This is a genomic window from Sorangium sp. So ce296 (assembly GCF_051529605.1).
In the GTDB taxonomy this organism is placed as follows: Bacteria; Myxococcota_A; Polyangia; order Polyangiales; family Polyangiaceae; genus Sorangium; species Sorangium cellulosum_D.
In genome coordinates this window covers 13,597,060-13,619,796 of the sequence record NZ_CP150325.1, presented here as the reverse complement: position 1 = coordinate 13,619,796, position 22,737 = coordinate 13,597,060, and the positions used below count along the sequence as shown (strand labels likewise).

The 22,737-nt window shown below is 71.2% G+C and carries 3 protein-coding genes (1 of these 3 only partly in view); all 3 read left to right on the top strand.

Annotated elements, in window-relative coordinates:
• Positions 1-88: 88 nt before the first annotated feature.
• Tightly spaced (at most 37 nt apart), the 3 genes in view from WME98_RS50095 to WME98_RS50085 form a layout consistent with a single transcriptional unit that may run on beyond the window.
• The gene (locus WME98_RS50095; protein ID WP_437948611.1) at positions 89-1,465 is read left to right on the top strand and encodes an MFS transporter; all 1,377 of its coding nucleotides are present in this window, start codon (positions 89-91) and stop codon (positions 1,463-1,465) included.
• A gap of 37 nt (positions 1,466-1,502) precedes the next feature.
• Positions 1,503-11,117, top strand: a complete 9,615-nt coding sequence (locus WME98_RS50090; RefSeq protein WP_437954126.1) for an amino acid adenylation domain-containing protein — start codon at positions 1,503-1,505, stop codon at positions 11,115-11,117.
• Positions 11,114-22,737, top strand: partial view of an amino acid adenylation domain-containing protein gene (locus WME98_RS50085; protein WP_437948610.1) — the 5' portion only. 1,495 nt of this gene lie beyond the right edge of the window; only the first 11,624 of its 13,119 coding nucleotides appear in the window; the start codon lies at positions 11,114-11,116; its stop codon lies beyond the right edge, outside the window. Before WME98_RS50090 ends, WME98_RS50085 begins: the two co-directional genes overlap by 4 nt.

Genomic DNA, 22,737 nt, shown 5'->3' with positions numbered 1-22,737 from the left:
CGAGGCCGTGGTGACGCAAACACGCGTCCGGCAGACGTTCGCCTTGTTGTGGGCGAGCGAGACCGCCTTCGACCTCGGCTCCGCGCTGATGACGTTCGCGCTCGGAGTCTGGTTGTTCCAGCGGACGGAATCTGCGCAGCAGTTCTCGTTGGCGATCGTGGCGACCGCGTTTCCAAGCCTGCTCATGACCCCGGTGGCGGGCGCGCTGGCCGATCGGTTCGACCGGCGCTGGGTCATCGTGGGGTGCGACGTCTGCTCGGCGGTGTTGATCGCCGTGCTCGCCGTCCTGGTGTTTCAGGATCGGATGCAGCCGGGCTACCTGTATGCGTTCAACGTCGCCAGCGCGGTCGTTGGATCGATCCGCATCCCGGCGTACCGGGCGGCGATGGGATCGATCGTGCCGCGGGAGCGGCTCACCCAGGCTGGTGCGCTGATCGGGCTCACGCAGAGCGTGTTCCAGGTGGCGGTGCCCCTGGTCGCGGGTTACCTCATGGCCGCGCTCGGGCTGACCGGCATCGTCACCGTGAACATCCTCCTCGTGGCTGCTGGAGCGATCGCCGCGTTCGGCGGGCTCTCGCGGAGCCGGCAGGCCGTCCGCGGGGTCGAGCGCGCGGGGCGGTCGTCGCTCTTCCGCGAGACCGCTCTCAGCGTGCGCTCCGCGTTGGCCTATCTCCGCGAGGTGCCGACGATGGCCGGGCTCTCGATCTATGGCGCGATCCAGGAGGCCCTCGTCGTGCTCGCCGCGAGCATGATGATCCCGCTCGTCCTGTCGACGCATGCCAGCGAAGCGGTCGGCTTGATCCTGAGCTGCGGTGCGCTGGGCGCGGTGGCGGGGTCGGGACTGCTGGTGGTCGCGCCGGTGCGCCGTCGCCAGATGCGCTGGATGCTCGTGGCTCAACTGGCGGTATCGCTGATGCTGGTGCTGGTCGGGCTCGCGAGCTCGACGGTCCTGTGGGCCGTGTGCGCGTTCGGCGCGTACTTCGGCGGTGCGATGTCGACCGCGTGCGCCCTCGCGCTGCTCCTGCGCAAGACGCGGGTCGAGAGCCGAGGAAGTCTGTTCGCGCTGAATGCTGCGCTCAACGGGATCATGGTGTGCGTGGCGATGCTGGTGGGTGGCTATTTCGCTCACCATGTCTTCGAGCCGGCGCTCCTGGACGGAGGCGCCTGGGCGAGCACGGTGGGCGCCTGGGTCGGCACAGGCAAGGGCCGCGGTCTGGCCTTCGTCTTCATCGTGTGCGGCGCCGCTGGCGGCCTCCTGTCGCTCTTCGCGCTGCTCTCGCCGCGATTCCGGGACTTCGACGAGGGGACGCCCGATCCAGCGGATGAACCGACGACAGCCACGCCGCCGGCCGCGGCGCACCCCGAGCCGCGGGCCCGAGGCCACGCGCCAGGTGTGGATGAGCTTCTCGCTTGCGAACCGACGTCACCCGAGCGCCCAGGAGTCGCCGTTGACCACTCGACATGACCTCACGTCCGTCCAGCAGGCGATCTGGCTGGATCAGATGCTGGCGCCAGGGGTGCCGTCCTACAACATCGGGATGGTCTTTCGGATCGATGGCGACCTCGACGAGGCGCTGTTCGAGGAGGCGTTCGGTCACGTCGTCCAAGGCCACGACGCGCTTCGGCTGGTGATCGGGGAGGAGGCCAGTGTCCCTTTCCAGCGCGTCCTGCCGCGTGGCGGTGGCATCGCGCCGGTGCTCGACCTGACCGGCCACGACGACGCCGAGGCGCGCGCCTGGGCCCACATCCATCGGGCGGCAAGCACGCCGTTCGAGCTTTACGGCCGCCCGCTGTGGGAGGCGCAGCTCGTGCGGATCAGGCCGGACTGCCGGTACTTTCGGCTCCACTTCCACCACCTCGTGTCCGACGGCACCCACTTCGCCGTCGTGGTGCGCGCCATCGCGGAGGCTTACGAGCGGTGCTCGCGCGGCGCACCGGCGGGCGCGCCGGCGCCGTCCTACCTGGAGTTTGCCGAGAGAGACCGGCTGTATCTGGCGTCGCCCCGGTACGAGGCCGATCGACAGTTCTGGACAGAGCGATTCGTCACCTTGCCACCGCCGCTCCTCTCGCCGCGCGCGATCGAGGCCATGGCCAGCGGTCGCGACGCCTGGGTCAGCGACCGTGTCATGCGGCGGATCGAGGGCGACGAGCTCGCCCGCCTGCGCGCGTATCTCGCGGCGTCCGGGAGCACGTTGCAGCACTTCCTGCTCGCCGTCTTGGCCGCCTACTTCGCGCGCACGCACGGCGTAGAGGAGGTGGTGATCGGGGTGTCGGTGCACAACCGCGGCACGGCGCGCGACCGGTGCACGGCGGGCATGTTTTCCTCGATGATCCCGCTCGGGATCCAGGTCGATCGCGGCAAAAGCATCGCCGAGCTGATGCAGGACATCGCCGCCGAGCTGCGGCGTTGCTATCGCCATCAGCGATTCCCGATCCAGGATCTCAACAGGTCGCTGCGCCTCGACCAGCTCGGCCGGCGGCAGCTCTTCGACGTGACGCTGAGCCTGGACATCTATCCGGAAGCAGCGCCGATCGGCGCGGCGCGCTGGGCGGTGGTCGACAAGATGTACAGCGGCTTCGCTCAGGTCCCCCTGGCCGTGTGCATCAACGAGTATCCGGGGACCGACCGCGCGATCATCGAGCTCGACTACAGCCGCGCGGCCTTCGAGCGCGGCGAGATCGAGCGCATTCAGCGCCGCCTTTCGTGCGTGATGAACGCTGTGCTCGAAGGCGGCGCTGGCCAGCCGATCGGCGCGCTGCCGCTGATCGACGAGGACGAGCGGCGCCAGGTGGTGGTGGGCTGGAACGAGACCGGCACGGCGTACCCGACGGGGCTGCGCGTGCACGAGCTGTTCGAGGCGCAGGTGGCGCGGACCCCGGCCGCGGTGGCGGTCGACGACGGAGCGCGGCGGCTGTCCTACGCGGAGCTCAACGCGCGCGCCAACCAGCTTGCGCACGCGCTGCGGCGGCAGGGCGTGGGCCCAGACGTGCCGGTGGGGCTGTGCCTGGAGCGCAGCGTGGAGATGGTGATCGGGCTCCTGGCGGTGCTGAAGGCGGGCGGCTGCTACGTGCCGCTCGATCCAGACCAGCCGAAGGTGCGGCTGCGCGAGATGGTCGCGGACAGCGCGCCGCGTGTGGTGCTGGTGGACGCGGTGGGCGACCGGACGCTGGCCGAGGTCGATGGCATCGGCGCGCGGTGCGTGGCGCTCTCGATGCAGGCCTGGGGCTTCTCGCACGAGCCGTGTGACGCGCCGCCGGCGGAGGGGCGCGAGCGCGACCTGGCGTACGTGATCTACACGTCGGGCTCGACGGGGACGCCCAAGGGGGTGATGAACGAGCACCGCGGCGTGGTGAACCGGCTGCTGTGGATGCAGCAGGCGTACGGGCTGGGCGAACGGGACGTGGTGCTGCAGAAGACGCCGTTCGGGTTCGACGTGTCGGTGTGGGAGCTGTTCTGGCCGCTGATGGCGGGGGCGCAGCTGGTGATGGCGCGGCCGCACGGGCACAAGGACCCGGATTACCTGGCGACGCTGATCGAGCGCGCGAGGGTGACGACGCTGCACTTCGTGCCGTCGATGCTGCAGGCGTTCCTGGCCGAGGACGTGGCGGAGCGGTGCGCGAGCCTGGTGCGGGTGTTCTGCAGCGGCGAGGCGTTGCCAGCGCCGCTGGTGCGGCGCTTCCACGACCGGCTGCCCGGGGTCGAGCTCCACAACCTGTACGGGCCGACCGAGGCGGCGGTGGATGTCACTGCGTGGCAGTGCAGGCCGGGCGACACGAGCGACGCGATCCCCATCGGCCGGCCGATCGCGAACACACAGCTTTACATTCTCGACGAGCGGCGGCAGCCGGTGCCGGTTGGCGCGGCGGGCGAGATCTACATCGGCGGCGTGCAGGTGGCGCGGGGCTACCTGAACCAGCCGGCGCTGACCTCGGCGCGGTTCGTCGACGACCCGTTCACGGCGGGTGGTCGGCTGTATCGCACGGGAGATCTGGGGTGCTGGCGGTCTGACGGGGCGATCGAGTACCTGGGGCGCAACGACCTGCAGGTGAAGATCCGCGGCGTACGGATCGAGCTGGGCGAGATCGAGGCGCGGCTCGCCGAGGTGAAGGGGCTGCGCGACGTGGCGGTGACGGCGCGCGAGGACGAGCCGGGCGACCTTCGGCTGGTGGCGTACTACACGGCAGAAGGCGAGCAGGCGCCGGACGCCGGGGCGCTGCGAGCGCATGCGGCGCAGCGGCTGCCAGCGGCGGCCGTACCGGCGGCGTACGTGCGGCTCGCGGCGATGCCGGTGACGGCGAACGGCAAGCTCGATCGCAAGGCCTTGCCCGCGCCGGATGCTGCGGCGTTCGCGCACCGGGTGTACGAGCCTCCCCAGGGCGCGACCGAGCAGACGCTCGCCGAGATCTGGGCCGAGCTGCTCGGGATCGAGCGGGTCGGCCGCCACGACAACTTCTTCGCGCTGGGCGGCCACTCGCTGATCGCTATCCGGCTGATCGAGCGCATGCGCAGCGCGCACATGCACGCCGACGTGCGGGTCGTGTTCAGCGCTCCGACCCTGGCGGCGCTCGCGAGCCAGGTCGGCGCGGAGAGCGACGAGGTGGCGGTGCCGCCGAACCTCATCCCGCCGGACGCCGACCGCATCACGCCCGAGATGTTGCCGCTGGTGAGCCTCAGCCAGGCATCGATCGACGCGATCGTCGCGGCGGTCGATGGCGGCGCGGCCGGTGTGCAGGACATCTATGCGCTGGCGCCGCTCCAGGAGGGGATCCTGTTCCATCATCTGGTGCGGAGCCCCGACGACGCGGATCCGTACGTCATGTCCGGCGTGTTCGGCTTCGCCAGCCGCGCGCGGCTCGACCGCTTCCTCCAGGCGCTGCAGCAGGTGATCGACCGCCACGACATCCTGCGCACCGCCATTGCCTGGCAGGGCGTGGTGGAGCAGCCGGTCCAGGTGGTACACCGGCGTGCGACGCTCGAGGTCGAGGTCGTCGCGCTCGATCCGGACGCCGGGGATGTCGTCGCGCAGCTCGAGGCAGGTCACGACGCGCGGATCGACGTGACCCGGCCGCCGCTGTTCCGCGGTCGCGTCGCTGCCGACCCGACGCGCGGGCGCTGGATTCTGCACCTCCTGTTTCATCACCTGGTGCTGGACCACACGACGCTGGAGACCGTGCTCGCCGAGGCGCGCGCGATCGAGGACGGCCAGCGCGATCTGCCGGCGCCGGCGCCGTTCCGCGACTTCGTGGCGCAGGCGAGGTCGCGGGTCTCTGCCAGCGAGCACGAGGCGTTCTTCCGCGAGATGCTCGGCGACGTCGATGCGCCGACCGCGCCGTTCGGGCTGCTCGACGTGCACGGCGACGGCAGCGGCATCGCCGAGGCGAGCCGGACCTTGTCGGCCGAGCTCGCGCGCGCGGTCCGCGATCGCGCGCGGGCGCTGGGCGTGAGCACGGCGAGCCTCTTTCACCTGGCGTGGGCGCTCGTGCTGGCGCGGACGACGGACCGGCGCGACGTCGTGTTCGGCACCGTGCTCGTCGGTCGCGCGCAGGGCGGCGCGCGAGCGGACCGGGCGCTCGGCGTGTTCATCAATACGCTGCCGATCCGCGTCGACGTGGACGCGCGCGGTGTCGCGGACACGGCGCGAGGCACGCACGCGCGCATCGTCGAGCTGCTCCGCCACGAGCACGCGCCCCTCGCGCTGGCGCAGCGGGCCAGCGCGATCCCGAGCCAGGCGCCGCTGTTCACTTCGCTCCTCAACTACCGGTTCAGCGCGGACGACAGCGATGCGCCATCGCTGGCGCACGTGCTGGGATCGGAGATCGAGCTCCTCGCCAGCCGCGAGCGCACGAACTACCCGCTCGGTCTCACCATCGACGATCTCGGGCAGGCGCTCGTCCTGACGGCCAAGGCGCCGCGGGAGGTGGGGCCAGAGCGGATCTGCGACTTCGTACAGACCGCGCTGCACGTGCTGGTCGACGCGCTCGCAACGGAGCCCGCGCGGCCCGTGTGCGAGCTCGATGTGCTGCCGGCGTCCGAGCGCGAGCGCGTGCTCGCGTCCTGGAACGACACCGCGATCGAGGTCCCACCGGGCGCGTCCGTCCACGGCCTGTTCGAGGCGCAGGTCGCGCGGACGCCACAGGCGATCGCCGTCGTGCACGGGGACATCGAGGTGACGTTCGCCGAGCTCGATGCGCGGGCGAACGGCTTGGCGCACGCCCTGCGCGCCCACGGCGTCGGGCCAGATCGCCGGGTTGCGATCGTGCTCGAGCGCGGGGTCGACATGATCGTCGCCGTGCTCGGCATCCTCAAGGCCGGAGGCGCCTACGTGCCGCTCGACCCGTCGTGGCCGGCGGAGCGCCTCGCGCAGGTGCTGGTCGACGCCGGACCGGTCTGCGTGATCTCGCAGGCGGCGCTCCGCGCGAGCTTACCTTCCGCACCGCCGGTGATCCTGCTGGCCGCGGGCGGAGCGGACATCGCGCCTGCTCGGGGAATGGCCGACGCGCGGCTCGAGGAGACGGCAAGCGATGCGCCCGGCGCGTCGAGCGATCCGGCTCGCCAGCTGGCCTATGTCATCTACACGTCGGGATCGACCGGGCGACCCAAGGGGGTCATGATCGAGCACGGCAGTGTGGTCAACCTCTGGGCGGCGCTGGAGCGCGCCGTCCACGCGCATCACCCGCACTGCCGGCGGGTCAGCCTCAACGCGCCGCTCGCGTTCGACTCGTCCGTCAAGCAGTGGGTCCAGCTGCTGTCTGGACGCACGCTCGTCGTCGTGCCGGCCGACGTGCGGGCCGACGGCGCGGCGTTGCGCGACTTCGTCGCCGCGCACGAGATAGACGTCCTGGACTGCACGCCGTCTCAGCTGGCGCTGACGCTGGACGAGCACGGGGCGCCTCGCTGCGCCGTCACGCTGGTCGGCGGCGAGGCGATCGGCCCGGCGCAGTGGCATGCGCTGGTCGAGCAACGCCCGACGACCTTCTACAACGTCTACGGCCCGACCGAGTGCACCGTCGACGCCACGGTGGCTCGCATCTCGGGCGGTGCGCCGCACATCGGCCGACCGATAGCGAATGTGCGGGTGTATGTGGTGGACGCGTCGTTTCGGCCATCGCCCATTGGTGTGATCGGTGAGATCGTGATTGGCGGTGCGGGGGTGGCGCGGGGGTACCTGGGAGAGCCCGGTCTGACGGCGGAGCGGTTCGTGGACGATCCGTTCGTGTCCGGAGGACGAGTGTACCGGACAGGGGATCTCGGTCGCTGGCGTGCGGACGGGACGATCGAGTACGTGGGCCGCAACGACTTTCAGGTGAAGCTTCGAGGCTACCGCATCGAGCTTGGGGAGATCGAGGCGCGGCTCGGTGAGGTGAGGGGAGTCGAAGAGGTGGTGGTGGTGGCGCGTCGCGAGGGCGGTGACGCGGGCGATGCGCGGCTGGTGGCGTACTACACGGGCGAGGGGAATCTAGGGGACGCGCTGCGCGCCCACGCGTCGCGGACGCTTCCGTCGTACATGGTGCCGACGGCGTACGTGGCGCTCGAGGCGCTGCCGCTGACGGCGCACGGCAAGCTCGACCGGGGTGCGCTGCCTGCGCCCGAGGCGTCGGAGGCGAAGGCCGGCGAAGCGCCGCGGAATCAGATTGAAGAGCTCCTTGCCGGGCTGTGGAGCGAGCTATTGGGGCGCGAGCGGGTGAGCCGGAACGACCACTTCTTCGAGCTCGGTGGGCACTCGTTGCTGGCGATGCAGCTTGTGTCGCGGGTGCGTCGGTTGCTGGGAGTCGAGCTTGCGTTGTCTGAGGTGTTCGCGCACCCCGAGCTGCACCGGCTGGCGGCGCGTGTGAGGGTGGCGGAGCGCACGGAGCTGCCGGAGATAGCGGTGGGCGAGCGGCGTGGACCGGAGCCGGTGTCGCTGACGCAGCAGCGGCTATGGTTTTTGACGCGGCTGGAGGGCGCGAGCGCGGCCTATCACATCCGGGGTGCGTTTCAGCTGCGCGGCGCGCTGGACCGGGGCGCGCTGGTGGGCGCGCTGAGGCGAATCGTGGAGCGTCACGAATCGCTGCGCACGCGCTTCGGGGTGCAGGACGGCGTGCCGGTGCAGGAGGTGCAGGCGACGGCCGCGCTTCAGCTGCGCGAGGAGGATGTGCGGGGCTCGGCCGATGCGGCGGCAGCGGCGCGCGCGCTGGGCGATGCGCATGCGGCCACGGCGTTCGAGCTGAGCGAGGACCTGCCGCTGCGCGTGCTGGTCGTGCGCACGGGCGAAGACGAGCACGTGCTCGAGGTGGTGATGCACCACATCGCGTCGGACGGCTGGTCCGTCGGCATCTTTTTGCGCGAGCTGAGCGCGCTGTACGCAGCGTATGCGTCGGGTCGAGCGGATCCGCTGCCGGCACCGACGGTGCAGTACGCGGACTGGGCAGCGTGGCAGCGGAGCGCGCTGGCGAGCGGGCAGCTTGCGCGGCAGAGCGAGTTCTGGCGGAGCAACCTTCGCGGTGCGCCGAGCCTGTTGAGCTTGCCGTGGGACCGACCGCGCCCTGCGCAGCAGGACCCTGCAGGCGCGAGCATCGACGTGGAGGTGGGGGCGGAGCTGACGCGCGGGCTGCGTGCGCTGAGCCGTCGTCACGGGGTGACGATGTACATGACGCTGCTTGCGAGCTGGGGGGCGGTGCTCTCTCGGCTGAGCGGGCAAGAAGAGGTGGTGATCGGGAGTCCCGTGGCAGGGCGTGGGCGGGCGGAGATCGAGTCGTTGATCGGGTTCTTCGTGAACACGCTGGCGCTGCGCATCGACCTGCAGGGAGAGCCGACGGTAAGCGAGGTGCTGGCGCGTACGCGTGCGCAGGTGCTTGCGGCGCAGGAGCACCAGGACCTGCCGTTCGACCAGGTGGTGGAGGTGGTGGCGCCGCCGCGGAGCCTGTCGCACACGCCGCTGTACCAGGTGATGCTCGACTGGCACGGCACGCGGGATACGCCGGTGACGCTGCCAGGCTTGCAGGTGACGACGCTCCCGACGGAGCTGGACACGGCGCAATGCGACCTGACGCTGGCGCTGCAGGAGCGTGAGGAGGGGCTCGTGGGGAGCCTGAACTTCGCCACGGCGCTGTTCGAGCGCGAGACGGTGGAGCGCTACCGTGGCTACTGGCTGCGTGTGCTGGAAGGCATGGTGGCCGACGATCGGCAGCCGATCGGTGCGATTCCCGTGCTGTCGCCGGCGGAGTGGCAGCGCGTGGTGGTCGAGTGGAACGACACGGGGCGAGCGCTGCCGCTCGAGCGGTGCGTGCACGAGCTGTTCGAGGCGCAGGTGGCGCGGGCCCCTGAGGCGGTCGCGGTCGACGACGGGACGGAGCGTGTGAGCTACGGTGACCTGAACCGGCGAGCCAACCGGTTGGCGCGACACCTGCGCGATTTGGGCGTCACGGCGGACGCGCGGGTGGGCGTGTGCGCCGAGCGGGGCGCGCCGGTGCTTGTCGCGCTGCTCGCGACGCTGAAGGCGGGCGGAGCCTACGTGCCGCTCGACCCTGCCTATCCAGGCGAGAGGTTGGCCCACATCATCGAGGACAGCGCGCCCATCGCGGTGCTGACGGCGGGGGGCGCAGGGCGCGACGTGGCGTGCCGTCACGTGGCCGGGACGGTCCCGATGTTCGATGTCGAGCTGGATGCGGGCCAGTGGGCCTCGCGCCGCGATGACGACCTCGACGCGCGGGCGGTCGGTGTTGGCGCGGAGCACCTGGCGTACGTGATCTACACGTCGGGCTCGAGCGGTCAGCCGAAGGGCGTGATGATCGAGCACCGCAACCTCGTGAACTACACGCTCGCGGCGATCGAGTGGTTCGGGCTGGGACCTGCGGATACGGTGCTGCAGCAGAACTCGCTGAACTTCGACCTTTCGCTGGAGGAGATCATGCCAGCGCTGCTGGCGGGAGCGCGTCTGTTGCCGAGGTCGCGCCCGTTCGGGGCCGGGGACGAAGGCGAGCGCGCGAGCGTGGTGCACCTGACCGCGGCGCACTGGCACAGCCTTGTCGGCGAGTGGAGTCGTCCGGAGGCGGGCGCGCCGCCGCTGGACGGAGTGCGCATGATGAACGTGACGGGAGATGCGCTGTCGCCGCACGCGCTGGCGCGGTGGGAGGCGCTGGGCGCGGAGACGCGGCTGATCAACACGTACGGGCCGACGGAGGTCACGGTGTCATGCAGCGCGGCGTACGTTCGCCACGAGCCAGGCGCGGCGCGCGTGAGCATCGGCAAGCCGTTCGCGAATACGCGGATGTACGTTCTGGACCGCCGCGGCGAGCCGGTGCCGGTGGGCGTGGTAGGGGAGCTGTTCATCGCGGGCGCGCAGGTGGGGCGCGGCTATCTGCACCAGCCGCAGCGCAGCGCCGAGCGGTTCGTGGAGGACCGCTTCCACGCCGGCCAGCGCATGTACCGCAGCGGCGACCTGGCGCGCTGGCGGCCCGACGGGGAGCTCGAGTTCATCGGGCGCGATGACGGGCAGGTGAAGGTGCGCGGCTTCCGCGTGGAGCTCGGCGAGGTCGAGAGCGCGCTCGCGCAGCTGCCTGGGCTCGACGAGGTGGCGGTGCTCGTGCGCGAGGACGTTCCCGGCGACAAGCGCCTGGTTGCGTACTACACCGGCGCGGCCGCGCTCGACGACGACGCGCTGCGACGTCACGCCGCCGAGAAGCTGCCGGCGTACATGCTGCCGGCGGCGTACGTGCGGCTCGCTGCGCTGCCCCTTACGCCCAACGGCAAGCTCGATCGCAAGGCGCTGCCCGCGCCGGAGGCTGAAGCATTCGGGCATCAGGCGTACGAGGCTCCCCAGGGCGCGATCGAGCAGACGCTCGCCGAGATCTGGGCTGAGCTGCTCGGCGTCGAGCAAGTCGGACGCCACGACAACTTCTTCGCGCTGGGCGGCCACTCGCTGATCGCCATCCGGCTGATCGAGCGCATGCGCCGCGCGCGCATGCACGCCGACGTCACCGCGATCTTTCTGACGGCCTCGCTGAGCGAGCTGGCGGCGCAGGTGCGCGCCAGCGCTGACGAACCGAACGATCCCCCGCGCCTGATTGCGCGCCACCCGGGCGGCGTCCGCGAGCCGGACGCGGCTTTCGGGCTCGACGTCGAGGAGATCCGACTGTGAACACACGCGCCCTGCTGCAGCTCCTGGAAGAGAAGCAGATCCAGATCCACGCCGATGGCGGTGAGCTGGTCATTCGCGCACCGCGCGGCGCGCTCGACCCGGCGCTGGTCCAGTCGCTGCGGAGCGGGAAGGCCGCCCTGCTCGCCGAGCTCACGCAGCGGAACGAGCGGACCGCGCCCGTCGCCCGGATCACGCCGGACATGCTCCCTCTCGTCAGGCTGCCCCAGGACGCGATCGACGCGATCGTCGCGAAGGTCGAGGGCGGAGCGGCCAACGTTCAGGACATCTATCCCCTGGGTCCGCTGCAGGAGGGGCTGTTCTTCCACTACCTGCTCCAGGACGGCGGCGACCCGTACCTGTTGTCCACCGTGCTCCGCTTCGACACCCGAGGGCGGCTCGACGGCTTCGTCGCCGCACTGCAGGAGGTGATCGATCGTCACGACATCTTGCGCACCGGCTTTGTCTGGGAAGGGCTCGACCAGCCGGTCCAAGTCGTGTGGCGGCGGGCGACGCTCTCGGTCCAAGAGGTGGAGCTGGATGCGCAGGGGGACGACACGGCCGAACGCCTCGAAGCGCTGCACCACCCATCTCGCTATCGCCTGGACGTCGGCCGCGCGCCGCTCCTCACCTGCTACGTGACCCCCGACGACACGCCGGCCGAGATCGCCGACGAGGCGGCAGGCACGCCGCGTGACTCCGCGGGCGGGCCCTGGCTGCTGCACCTGCTCGCCCACCACCTGATCAGCGATCACACGACGCTGGACCTGCTCGTCGAGGAGGCGCGCATGATCGTCCGCGGCGAGCGAGACCGCTTGCCGCGGGCGGTGCCGTTTCGCAACTTCGTGGCCCAGGCCCGCACGAGCGTTGGCCAGGACGACCACGACGCGTTTTTCCGCAGCCTGCTCGGCGACATCGAGGAGCCGACCGCGCCGTTCGGTGTCGTCGAGGTCCGGGGCGATGGCCGCGGCCACGACGAGGTCCGACAGATGCTCGACCCCGCGCTGTCGACCGGGCTCCGCCGCGTCGCGCGCGCCATGCGGGTCAGCGCGGCGAGCCTCGTCCACCTGGCGTGGGCCCTGGTCCTGGCCCGGACGACCGGGCGGCACAATGTCGTGTTCGGCACGCTGTTGTTCGGTCGGATGCAGAGCGGCGCGGACGCCGATCGCGCGCTGGGGATGTTCCTCAACACACTGCCGATACGCATCGACGTCGGCGATGACGGCGTCCGACGCGCGCTCGAGCGCACGCACGCGACGCTGGTCCAGCTGCTCCGCCACGAGCACGCATCGCTGGCGCTCGCCCAGCGCGCGAGCGGCGTCCCCGCGAAGACCCCTCTGTTCACCTCGCTGTTGAACTATCGCCACAGCGATCGGGCCGCGGTGGATCGCAGCGGTCAGGCGCGATACCTCGGCGATGGCATCGCGTTGCTCCGCGCCCGCGAGCGCACCAACTACCCCCTGAGCCTCGATGTCGACGACCTGGGCGACGGTTTCCACCTGACCGCGCAGGCCGATGCCTCGATCGGCGCAGCGCGGCTGTGCGACTACATGGTCTGCGCGCTGACCGGCCTGATCCAGGCGCTCGAGCGCAATCCGGACCGGCCGGTCCGCGAGCTCGAGGTCCTGCCCGAACCCGAACGTGTGCAGCTCGTCGAGACCTGGAGCGCGGGGGGCGAGGCCGCGGCCGACGTGGATGCGTGCATCCACGAGCGCTTCGAGCAGCAGGCGGCGCTGCGCCCCGACGCGATCGCGCTCGCGTGGGGCGATCGCCGGCTCCGCTATGGCGAGCTCAACGCGCAGGCCAACCGGCTCGCGCATCGCCTCCGCGCCATGGGCGTGAGACCCGACGACCGCGTCGCCGTGTACGGTCCGCGCAGCGCCGAGATCGTCGTGGCCGTGCTGGCCGTGCTCAAGGCGGGCGGCGCCTACGTCCCGCTGGATCCGAGCTATCCGCTGGAGCGCCTGGGCCAGATGGTCGAGGACTGCGACCCGCGGGTCGTGCTCCACGTCGGGCCTCTCCCGGACGCGGTCGCGCGCCACCTGCCTCGGGTCGACCTGCAGGCCGACGCCGCATGGCAGCACGAGAGCGAGCGCAATCCCGATCGCCAGACCATCGGTCTGGGTCCGCAGCACCTCGCGTATGTGCTCTACACCTCGGGCTCCACGGGGCGCCCCAAGGGCGTGATGATCGAGCACCGCGGTGTGGTGAACCAGAACGCCGCGCTGGCCGAGCGGATCGGCCTCGGTCCGGGCGATCGCATGCTGCAGTTCGCCTCGCTGTCGTTCGACACGTCCGTCGAGGAGTTGTTCGCGACCTGGATGCGCGGCGCCACGCTCGTCATGCGCACCGACGAGTGGCTGGCCGGTCCGCGTGCCTTCTGGGCGCTGTGCGAGGCGCACGGCGTGACGGTCGTGGATCTGCCGACCCAGTTCTGGGCGCAGCTCGCGCTCGATCCCGAGCGAGCGTCGATCCCGGTCTCGGTGCGGCAGGTCATCATCGGCGGCGAAGCCGTGACCGAACGCGCGCTCGCGGCGTGGTTTGCGCGCGGCGGGCACCGGCCGCGGCTGCTCAACACCTACGGGCCGACCGAGACGACGATCAGCGCGACGATGCACGACGTCGAGGGCGGCGCGGGCCAGTGGCGGAGCATCGGTCGCCCGAGCGCCGGCGTCCGGGTCTACCTCGTGGATCGCGCGTTGCGGCCGGTGCCCGCTGGCGTGGCGGGCGAGATCGTGATCGGGGGCGTGCAGGTCGGACGCGGCTACCTGAACCAGCCCGCGCTGACGGCAGAGCGGTTCTTCGACACGCCCAGCGCGCTGGGCGCGTCGGGCGCGCGGCTGTACCGCACCGGCGACGTCGGTTGCTGGCGACCGGACGGCACCATCGAGTACCTCGGGCGCGACGACCACCAGGTGAAGATCCGCGGCTTCCGCATCGAGCTCGGCGAGATCGAGGCGGCGCTCGCGAAGGTCGCGGGCATCACGGACGTCGTGGTGGTGGCCCGCGCAACCGAGCTCGACGGGCACGGCGACCAGAAGCTTGTGGCGTACTTCGTCGGCGACGCAGCCCCGGACGCCGAGACGCTGAGGCAGCACGTGGCGCAACACCTGCCCGCTTACATGGTCCCCTCCGCGTACGTTCGCCTCGCCGCGCTGCCGCTGTCTCCGACAGGCAAGCTCGATCGCCGAGCGCTGCCCGCGCCGGATGCCGACGCGCACGTCCGGCGGTCGTACGACGCTCCTCGCAGCGGGACCGAGCAGCTGATCGCCACGATCTGGGAGGACCTGCTGCAGGTCGAGCAGGTCGGACGCCACGACGACTTCTTCGCGCTCGGCGGGCATTCGCTCCTGGCGGTGCGGCTGCTCGCGCGGCTACGCCGTACGCTCGACGTCGAGATCTCGCTCGCCGAGCTGTTCGCGCACACAGAGCTGTGGCGGCTGGCTGAGCACCTGGCAGGCGCGCGTGCCTCGTCGCTGCCGCCGATCCGGCCGGCAGAGCGCACGGGGCCGTTGCCGCTGTCGCTCGCGCAGCAGCGCCTGTGGTTCCTCACTCGGGTGGAAGGCGCGAGCGCGGCGTACCACCTCACCGCGCTGGGGCGGCTGACCGGCCCGCTCGATCGCCCGGTCCTGATCCGCGCGTTGCGTCGCGTCGTGGAGCGACACGAGGCGCTGCGCACCCGTTTCCAGCTCGTCGACGACCAGCCGGTGCAGATCGTCGAGCCCGGCGCCGAGCTACCGGTCGCCGAGGACGATCTGCGCGGCGCGTCGGGGGCCGCGGCCCGGGCCCTCGAGCTCGCGAAAGCCCACGCCTGCGCGCCGTTCGACCTCGCGCGCGAGATTCCGGTGCGCGCGCTGGTCGTGCGCGTGTCCGAGGACGAGCACCTGCTGCAGGTCGTCATGCACCACATCGCTTCCGACGGCTGGTCGGTGGGTGTGCTGCTCGACGAGCTCGGTCGGCTGTACCCCCGCTACCTCGCGGGCGAATCCGACCCGCTGCCGCCGCTCGCCGTCCAGTATGCCGACTACGCCGCCTGGCAGCGCGCCTGGTTCGTCGAGGGCGAGCTCGAGCGCCAGCGTGCGTACTGGCGCCGCACCCTCGGCGGTGCGCCGACCTTGCTCGAGTTGCCCACCACCTGGCCGCGGCCCTCGGAACAGGCTCACGCCGGGGACGAGGTCGGCGTGAGCCTCGATGCCGCGCTCGTGCAGCGGCTGCGGACGCTGTGCCGGCGGCACGGCGTGACGCCGTACATGGCGGTGCTGGCGAGCTGGGCGGCGACGCTCGGGCGCCTCGCTGCGCAGCACGAAGTGGTGATCGGAACCCCGGTGGCAGGGCGCGACCGCGCCGAGATCGAGCCGCTCGTCGGTTTCTTCGTCAACACGCTGCCGATCCGCATCGACCTGCAGGGAGCGCCCACGGTGGCGGAGCTCCTCGCGCGCACCCGCGCCCAGGTGCTCTCGGCGCACGAGCACCAGGATCTGCCGTTCGATCAGATCGTCGAAGCGGTCGCGCCTCCGCGCAACCTGGCCCACACGCCGCTATTTCAGGTGATGCTCGCCTGGCAGGGCGGGTCAGAGCGCGAGCTTTGCCTGCCCGGCGTCACGGTGACGCCGCTACGGGCCGGACAGGCGACCGCCCAGTTCGACCTGACGCTCTCGCTCGAGGACGGAGCGCACGGGATCACCGGAACGCTCAACTACGCCACCGCGCTGTTCGACCGCGCGACCGCGCAGCGCCTCGTCGCGTACTGGGAGACGCTGCTCGAGGCGTTCGTCGCCGACGGCGAGGCGGTGGTCGCCCGACTGCCGATCTTGCCGGAGGCGGAGCGCCTGGACGTGGTGGAGAGGTGGAACCAGACGCGAGCGTCGGCGAGCCGAGGGTGCGTGCACGAGCAGTTCGAGGCGCATGCGCGGCGCAACCCCGAGGCGATCGCGCTGGTGCACGGAGCGGAGCGCGTGAGCTACGGCGCGCTGAACGCGGCGGCGAACCGCCTGGCGCATCACCTGCGCGGGATGGGGGTGGGGCCGGAGCAGCGGGTGGCGATCTGCCTGGAGCGCGGTGTGGCGCTGGTGACCGCGATCCTTGCGGTCCTCAAGGCGGGCGGAGCCTACGTGCCGCTCGATCCGGCCTACGCGTCGGAGCGGCTGGTGGCGACGCTGACCGACAGCGACCCTTCGGTGGTGCTCGTGGACGCGACGGGGCGCGGGGCGCTGGGAGAGCCAGCGTCGCGGTCGGCGCGGTGGGTCGATGTCGAGCAAGACGCGGCGCAGTGGGCGGAGGCGGCCGAGCACGATCCTGGGGTGGAAGTCTTGCCGAGCCACCTTGCGTACGTGATCTACACGTCGGGTTCGACGGGGCGGCCCAAGGGCGTGATGGTCGAGCACGCGCAGGTGTCGCGGTTGTTCGCATGCACCGAGGCGTGGTTCGGGTTCGACGAGCGGGACGTGTGGAGCCTGTTCCACTCGATCGGGTTCGACTTTTCGGTGTGGGAGCTGTGGGGCGCGCTCTCGTACGGCGGGCGGCTTGTAATCGTGCCGCTGACGACCGCGCGCTCACCGGTCGAGTTTTATGAATTGTTGTGCGCCGAAGGGGTGACGGTCCTGAACCAGACGCCGAGCGCGTTCCAGCAGCTGATGGCGGCGCAGGCGCAGACGACGAGGGAACACCAGCTGCGCTGGGTGATCTTCGGTGGAGAGGCGCTGGAGCTGCGGACGCTCAAGCCCTGGTACGAGCGCAACGACGAGCAAGCGACGAGGCTTGTGAACATGTACGGCATCACCGAGACGACGGTGCACGTGACCTACCGTGCGCTCGCGGCTCGGGACGCGGACCGGCCTGGGCCGAGCCCGATCGGGGTGAAGCTACCCGACTTGCGGCTGTACGTGCTGGACGAGCAGAGGCAGCCGGTGGCGGTGGGGGTGACGGGCGAGCTGTACGTCGGGGGCGCGGGCGTGGCGCGCGGCTACCTCGGGCAGCCGGAGCTCACGGCGGAGCGGTTCGTGGACGACCCGTTCACGGGAACGGGGCGCCTGTACCGGACAGGCGATCTGGGTCGCTGGTTGCCCGACGGGAGCATCGAATACCTCGGACGCAACGACTTCCAGGTGAAGATTCGCGGCTTCCGGATCGAGCTTGGGGAGATCGAGGCGCGGCTGGCGGGCGCGCCAGGCGTCGCGGAGGTGGTGGTCCTCGCGCAGCCGGTGGGCGAGAGCGCGCCGGGAGAGCGGCGGCTGGTCGCGTACTACACGGGCGAGCACGCGCCGGATGCGCGCGCGCTGCGCGAGCACGCCGCACGGGGCCTACCCGAATACATGCTGCCAGCCGCCTACGTGCGGCTCCCAGCGCTGCCGCTCACCCCCAACGGCAAGCTCGACCGCAAGGCGCTGCCGGCGCCTCAGGGCGAGGCTTTCGCGCGTCGCTCCTACGAGCCTCCGCAGGGCCCCATCGAAGAACGCCTCGCGGTGCTGTGGGCGAGGCTCCTCAAGCAGGAGCGTGTCGGGCGACACGACAACTTCTTCGCGCTCGGCGGTCACTCGCTGCTGGCGGTCAGCTTGCTCGAGCGCATGCGGCGCGAGGGGCTGCACGGCGACGTGCGTGCGGTGTTCAAGGCGCAGACCTTGGCGGAGCTCGCGGCGCAGATTCGCGACGAAGATCCGGAGCTGCCTGTGCCTCCGAACCTGATTCCGGCGCAAGCCGATCGGATCACGCCGGAGATGCTCACGCTCGTCAGCCTCGACCAGGACGCGATCGACGCGATCGTGGCGTCGGTCGACGGCGGCGCGGCCAACGTGCAGGACATCTACCCGCTCGCGCCGATGCAGGAGGGAATGCTGTTCCACCACCGGCTCGATGCGCCGTCCGAGACCGATCCCTACATGGAGTCGTACACCCTGGCCTTCCGGTCACGGGGCCGGCTCGAACGCTTCCTGGCGGCGCTCCAGCACATCGTCGATCGCCACGACATCCTGCGCACCGGGTTCTGGTGGGACGGCCTCGAGCAGCCGGTCCAGGTGGTGCGCCGGCGCGCGGTCGTCCCCGTCTCGTGGCTCGACCCCGATGACCTGGGCGCCGTCGACGGCGACGTCGTGCGGGCGCTCGAGGGGCGGTTCGATCCGCGGCGGCTCCGCCTCGATATCCAGCGGCCGCCGCTGCTCGCCTGCCACGTGGTCGAGGACCGCGCGCAGCAGCGCTGGGTGCTGTGCGTCCTCATGCACCACCTCGTCATCGACAACACGACGCTGAAGCTGCTGGCCGCCGAGGAGCGGGCCATCGAGCTCGGTCGTCTCGGCGAGCTGCCGCGGCCCGCGCCGTACCGCGAGTTCGTGGCGCGCGCCCGGCAGGCGATCGGCCTCGGCAAGCACGCCGCGTTCTTCCGCGAGTTGCTCGGAGACATCGACGAGCCGACCGCGCCCTTTGGCCTCGTCGACGTCCGCGGCGACGGGCGTGGCATCGCGGAGGCGGAGAGCAGGCTGCCCGGCGAGCTGTCGCGCGCCATCCGGCGCTGCACCGCGCGGCTCGGGGTGAGCCCGGCGAGCTTCATGCACCAAGCCTTTGGCCTCGTGCTCGCCCGGGTGACCGGCCGGCGCGACGTGGTGTTCGGGACCGTGGTGTTCGGTCGCATGCATGCCGGTGCCCGAGCCGACCGGGTGATGGGGATGTTCATCAACACGCTGCCGATGCGGCTCCGCGTCGACGAGCGCGGCGTCGAAGACAGCCTCCGACGCACCCACGACCTCGTGGTCGAGCTGCTGCGCTACGAGCACACGCCGCTCGGGCTCGCGCAGCGCGAGAGCCGCGTGCCGGCGCAGACTCCGCTCTTCTCCGCCCTGCTCAACTACCGGCAAGGCGCCCTCGTCGTGCAGGAAGAGCTCGACGACGCGGGCGCGCCTCCGGATCCCGGTCGCGACGACGAGATCGATTTTCTCGGCGGTAACGAGCGCACCAACTACCCGCTGGTCCTGTCGATCGACGACCTGGGTGACGACTTCTCGGTCACCGCACAGGTGAGCAGCGACATCGGGCCTGAGCGCGTGTGGGACTTCATGCACGAGGCCCTCGCGGGCCTGGTCCGCGCGCTGGACGAGGATCCACGGGCGCCCACGTGCGGCATCGACGTGCTGCCCGCGGCGGAGCGCGAGCGCGTGGTCGCGGAGTGGAACGACACGGCGCGGGCCTACCCGCTCGAGTCCTGCGTGCATGAGCTGTTCGAGGCGCAGGTCGCGCGCTCTCCGGCGGCGATCGCCGTGGCGCAGGGCGACGAGGCGGTCTCGTATGCAGCGCTCGATGCGCGGGCCAACCGGCTGGCCTGGCACCTGCGGCAGCTGGGGGTGCATTCCGGGGCCCGGGTCGCGCTGTGCTTCAAACGCAGCCCCGCGCTGATCACGGCGATGCTGGCCACGGCCAAGGCCGGCGGCGCCTACGTGCCGCTCGATCCTGCGTATCCCGCCGAGCGGCTCGACACCTTGCTGCGGAGCTCGGCTCCGGCCGCCGTGCTGACCGACGCCCATGCACGGCTCGCGATTGGCGCGACCGCACAGCGCGCAGGCGTGCGGGTGCTCGATCTCGACCGCGACATCGAGCTCGACGCAAGCGAGCGGCGGGGACACGACAGGGACGACACCGCTGCCGCGCCGTCGACGTCGAGCGACCTCGCTTATGTCATCTACACTTCGGGATCGACCGGCGAGCCCAAGGGGGTGATGGTCGAGCACCGCAGCCTGACCAACCTGGTCGCCTGGCATATCGAGGCGTTCGGGCTTGCGCCGGGTCATCGCAGCTCGAGCACGGCAGGCGTTGGCTTCGACGCGATGACCTGGGAGATCTGGCCACCGCTGTGCAGTGGCGGCACCTTGCTGCTGCCGCCGCGGGACGTGGCGGGCGATCCGGAACGGCTCCTCGATTGGTGGCGCGCCCAGGCGCTGGACGTGAGCTTCCTTGTCACGCCGCTCGCGGAGCTGGCCCACGCCGGCGGAGCGGGCAACCCGCGCCTGCAAACGTTGCTGATCGGCGGCGATCGGCTGCGCCGCTGGCCCCAGGGTCTGCCGGCCGGTCAGGCCCTGATCAACAACTACGGGCCGACGGAGAGCTGCGTGGTCGCGACCTCCGGTCGGCTGCACGAAGGCGACTCCGTCCTGCACATCGGCCGACCGATCGCGAATGTGCGTGTGTACGTGGTGGACGCGTCGTTTCGGCCATCGCCGGTTGGTGTGATCGGTGAGATCGTGATTGGCGGTGCGGGGGTGGCGCGGGGGTACCTGGGGGAGCCAGGTCTGACGGCGGAGCGGTTCGTGGACGATCCGTTCGTGTCCGGAGGACGAGTGTACCGGACAGGGGACCTCGGTCGCTGGCGTGCGGACGGGACGATCGAGTACGTGGGTCGCAACGATTTTCAGGTGAAGCTTCGAGGCTACCGTATCGAGCTTGGGGAGATCGAGGCGCGGCTCGGTGAGGTGAGGGGAGTCGAAGAGGTGGTGGTGGTGGCGCGTCGCGAGGGCGGTGACGCGGGCGACGCGCGGCTGGTGGCGTACTACACGGGCGAGGGGAATCTAGGGGACGCGCTGCGCGCCCACGCGTCGCGGACGCTTCCGTCGTACATGGTGCCGACGGCGTACGTGGCGCTCGAGGCGCTGCCGCTGACGGCGCACGGCAAGCTCGACCGGGGTGCGCTGCCTGCGCCCGAGGCGTCGGAGGCGAGGGCAGGCGAAGCGCCGCGGAATCAGATTGAAGAGCTCCTTGCCGGGCTGTGGAGCGAGCTATTGGGGCGCGAGCGGGTGAGCCGGAGCGACCACTTCTTCGAGCTCGGTGGGCACTCGTTGCTGGCGATGCAGCTTGTGTCGCGGGTGCGTCGGTTGCTGGGAGTCGAGCTTGCGTTGTCTGAGCTGTTCTCGCACCCCGAGCTGCACCGGCTGGCGGCGCGTGTGAGGGTGGCAGAGCGCACGGAGCTGCCGGAGATAGCGGTGGGCGAGCGGCGTGGACCGGAGCCGGTGTCGCTGACGCAGCAGCGGCTATGGTTTTTGACGCGGCTGGAGGGCGCGAGCGCGGCCTATCACATCCGGGGTGCGTTTCGGCTGCGCGGCGCGCTGGACCGGGGCGCGCTGGTGGGCGCGCTGAGGCGAATCGTGGAGCGTCACGAATCGCTGCGCACGCGCTTCGGGGTGCAGGACGGCGTGCCGGTGCAGGAGGTGCAGGCGACGGCCGCGCTTCAGCTGCGCGAGGAGGATGTGCGGGGCTCGGCCGATGCGGCGGCAGCGGCGCGCGCGCTGGGCGATGCGCATGCGGCCACGGCGTTCGAGCTGAGCGAGGACCTGCCGCTGCGCGTGCTGGTCGTGCGCACGGGCGAAGACGAGCACGTGCTCGAGGTGGTGATGCACCACATCGCGTCGGACGGCTGGTCGGTGGGCATCTTTTTGCGCGAGCTGAGCGCGCTGTACGCCGCGTATGCGTCGGGTCGAGCGGATCCGCTGCCGGCACCGACGGTGCAGTACGCGGACTGGGCAGCGTGGCAGCGGAGCGCGCTGGCGAGCGGGCAGCTTGCGCGGCAGAGCGAGTTCTGGCGGAGCAACCTTTGCGGTGCGCCGAGCCTGTTGAGCTTGCCGTGGGACCGACCGCGCCCTGCGCAGCAGGACCCTGCAGGCGCGAGCATCGACGTGGAGGTGGGCGCGGAGCTGACGCGCGGGCTGCGCGCGCTGAGCCGTCGTCACGGGGTGACGATGTACATGACGCTGCTTGCGAGCTGGGGGGCGGTGCTCTCTCGGCTGAGCGGGCAAGAAGAGGTGGTGATCGGGAGTCCCGTGGCAGGGCGTGGGCGGGCGGAGATCGAGTCGTTGATCGGGTTCTTCGTGAACACGCTGGCGCTGCGCATCGACCTGCAGGGAGAGCCGACGGTAAGCGAGGTGCTGGCGCGTACGCGTGCGCAGGTGCTTGCGGCGCAGGAGCACCAGGACCTGCCGTTCGACCAGGTGGTGGAGGTGGTGGCGCCGCCGCGGAGCCTGTCGCACACGCCGCTGTACCAGGTGATGCTCGACTGGCACGGCACGCGGGATGCGCCGGTGACGCTGCCAGGCTTGCAGGTGACGACGCTCCCGACGGAGCTGGACACGGCGCAATGCGACCTGACGCTGGCGCTGCAGGAGCGTGAGGAGGGGCTCGTGGGGAGCCTGAACTTCGCCACGGCGCTGTTCGAGCGCGAGACGGTGGAGCGCTACCGTGGCTACTGGCTGCGTGTGCTGGAGGGCATGGTGGCCGACGATCGGCAGCCGATCGGCGCGATTCCTGTGCTGTCGCCGGCGGAGTGGCAGCGCGTGATGGTCGAGTGGAACGACACGGGGCGAGCGCTGCCGCTCGAGCGGTGCGTGCACGAGCTGTTCGAGGCGCAGGTGGCGCGGGCCCCTGAGGCGGTCGCGGTCGACGACGGGACGGCGCGTCTGAGCTACGGCGAGCTGAACCGGCGAGCGAACCGGCTGGCGCGCCACCTGCGCGAGGTGGGCGTCACGGCGGACGCGCGGGTGGGGGTTTGCGGCGAGCGGGGCGCGCCGATGCTTGTCGCGCTGCTGGCCACGCTGAAGGCGGGCGGAGCGTACGTGCCGCTCGATCCTGCCTATCCAGGCGAGAGGTTGGCCCACAT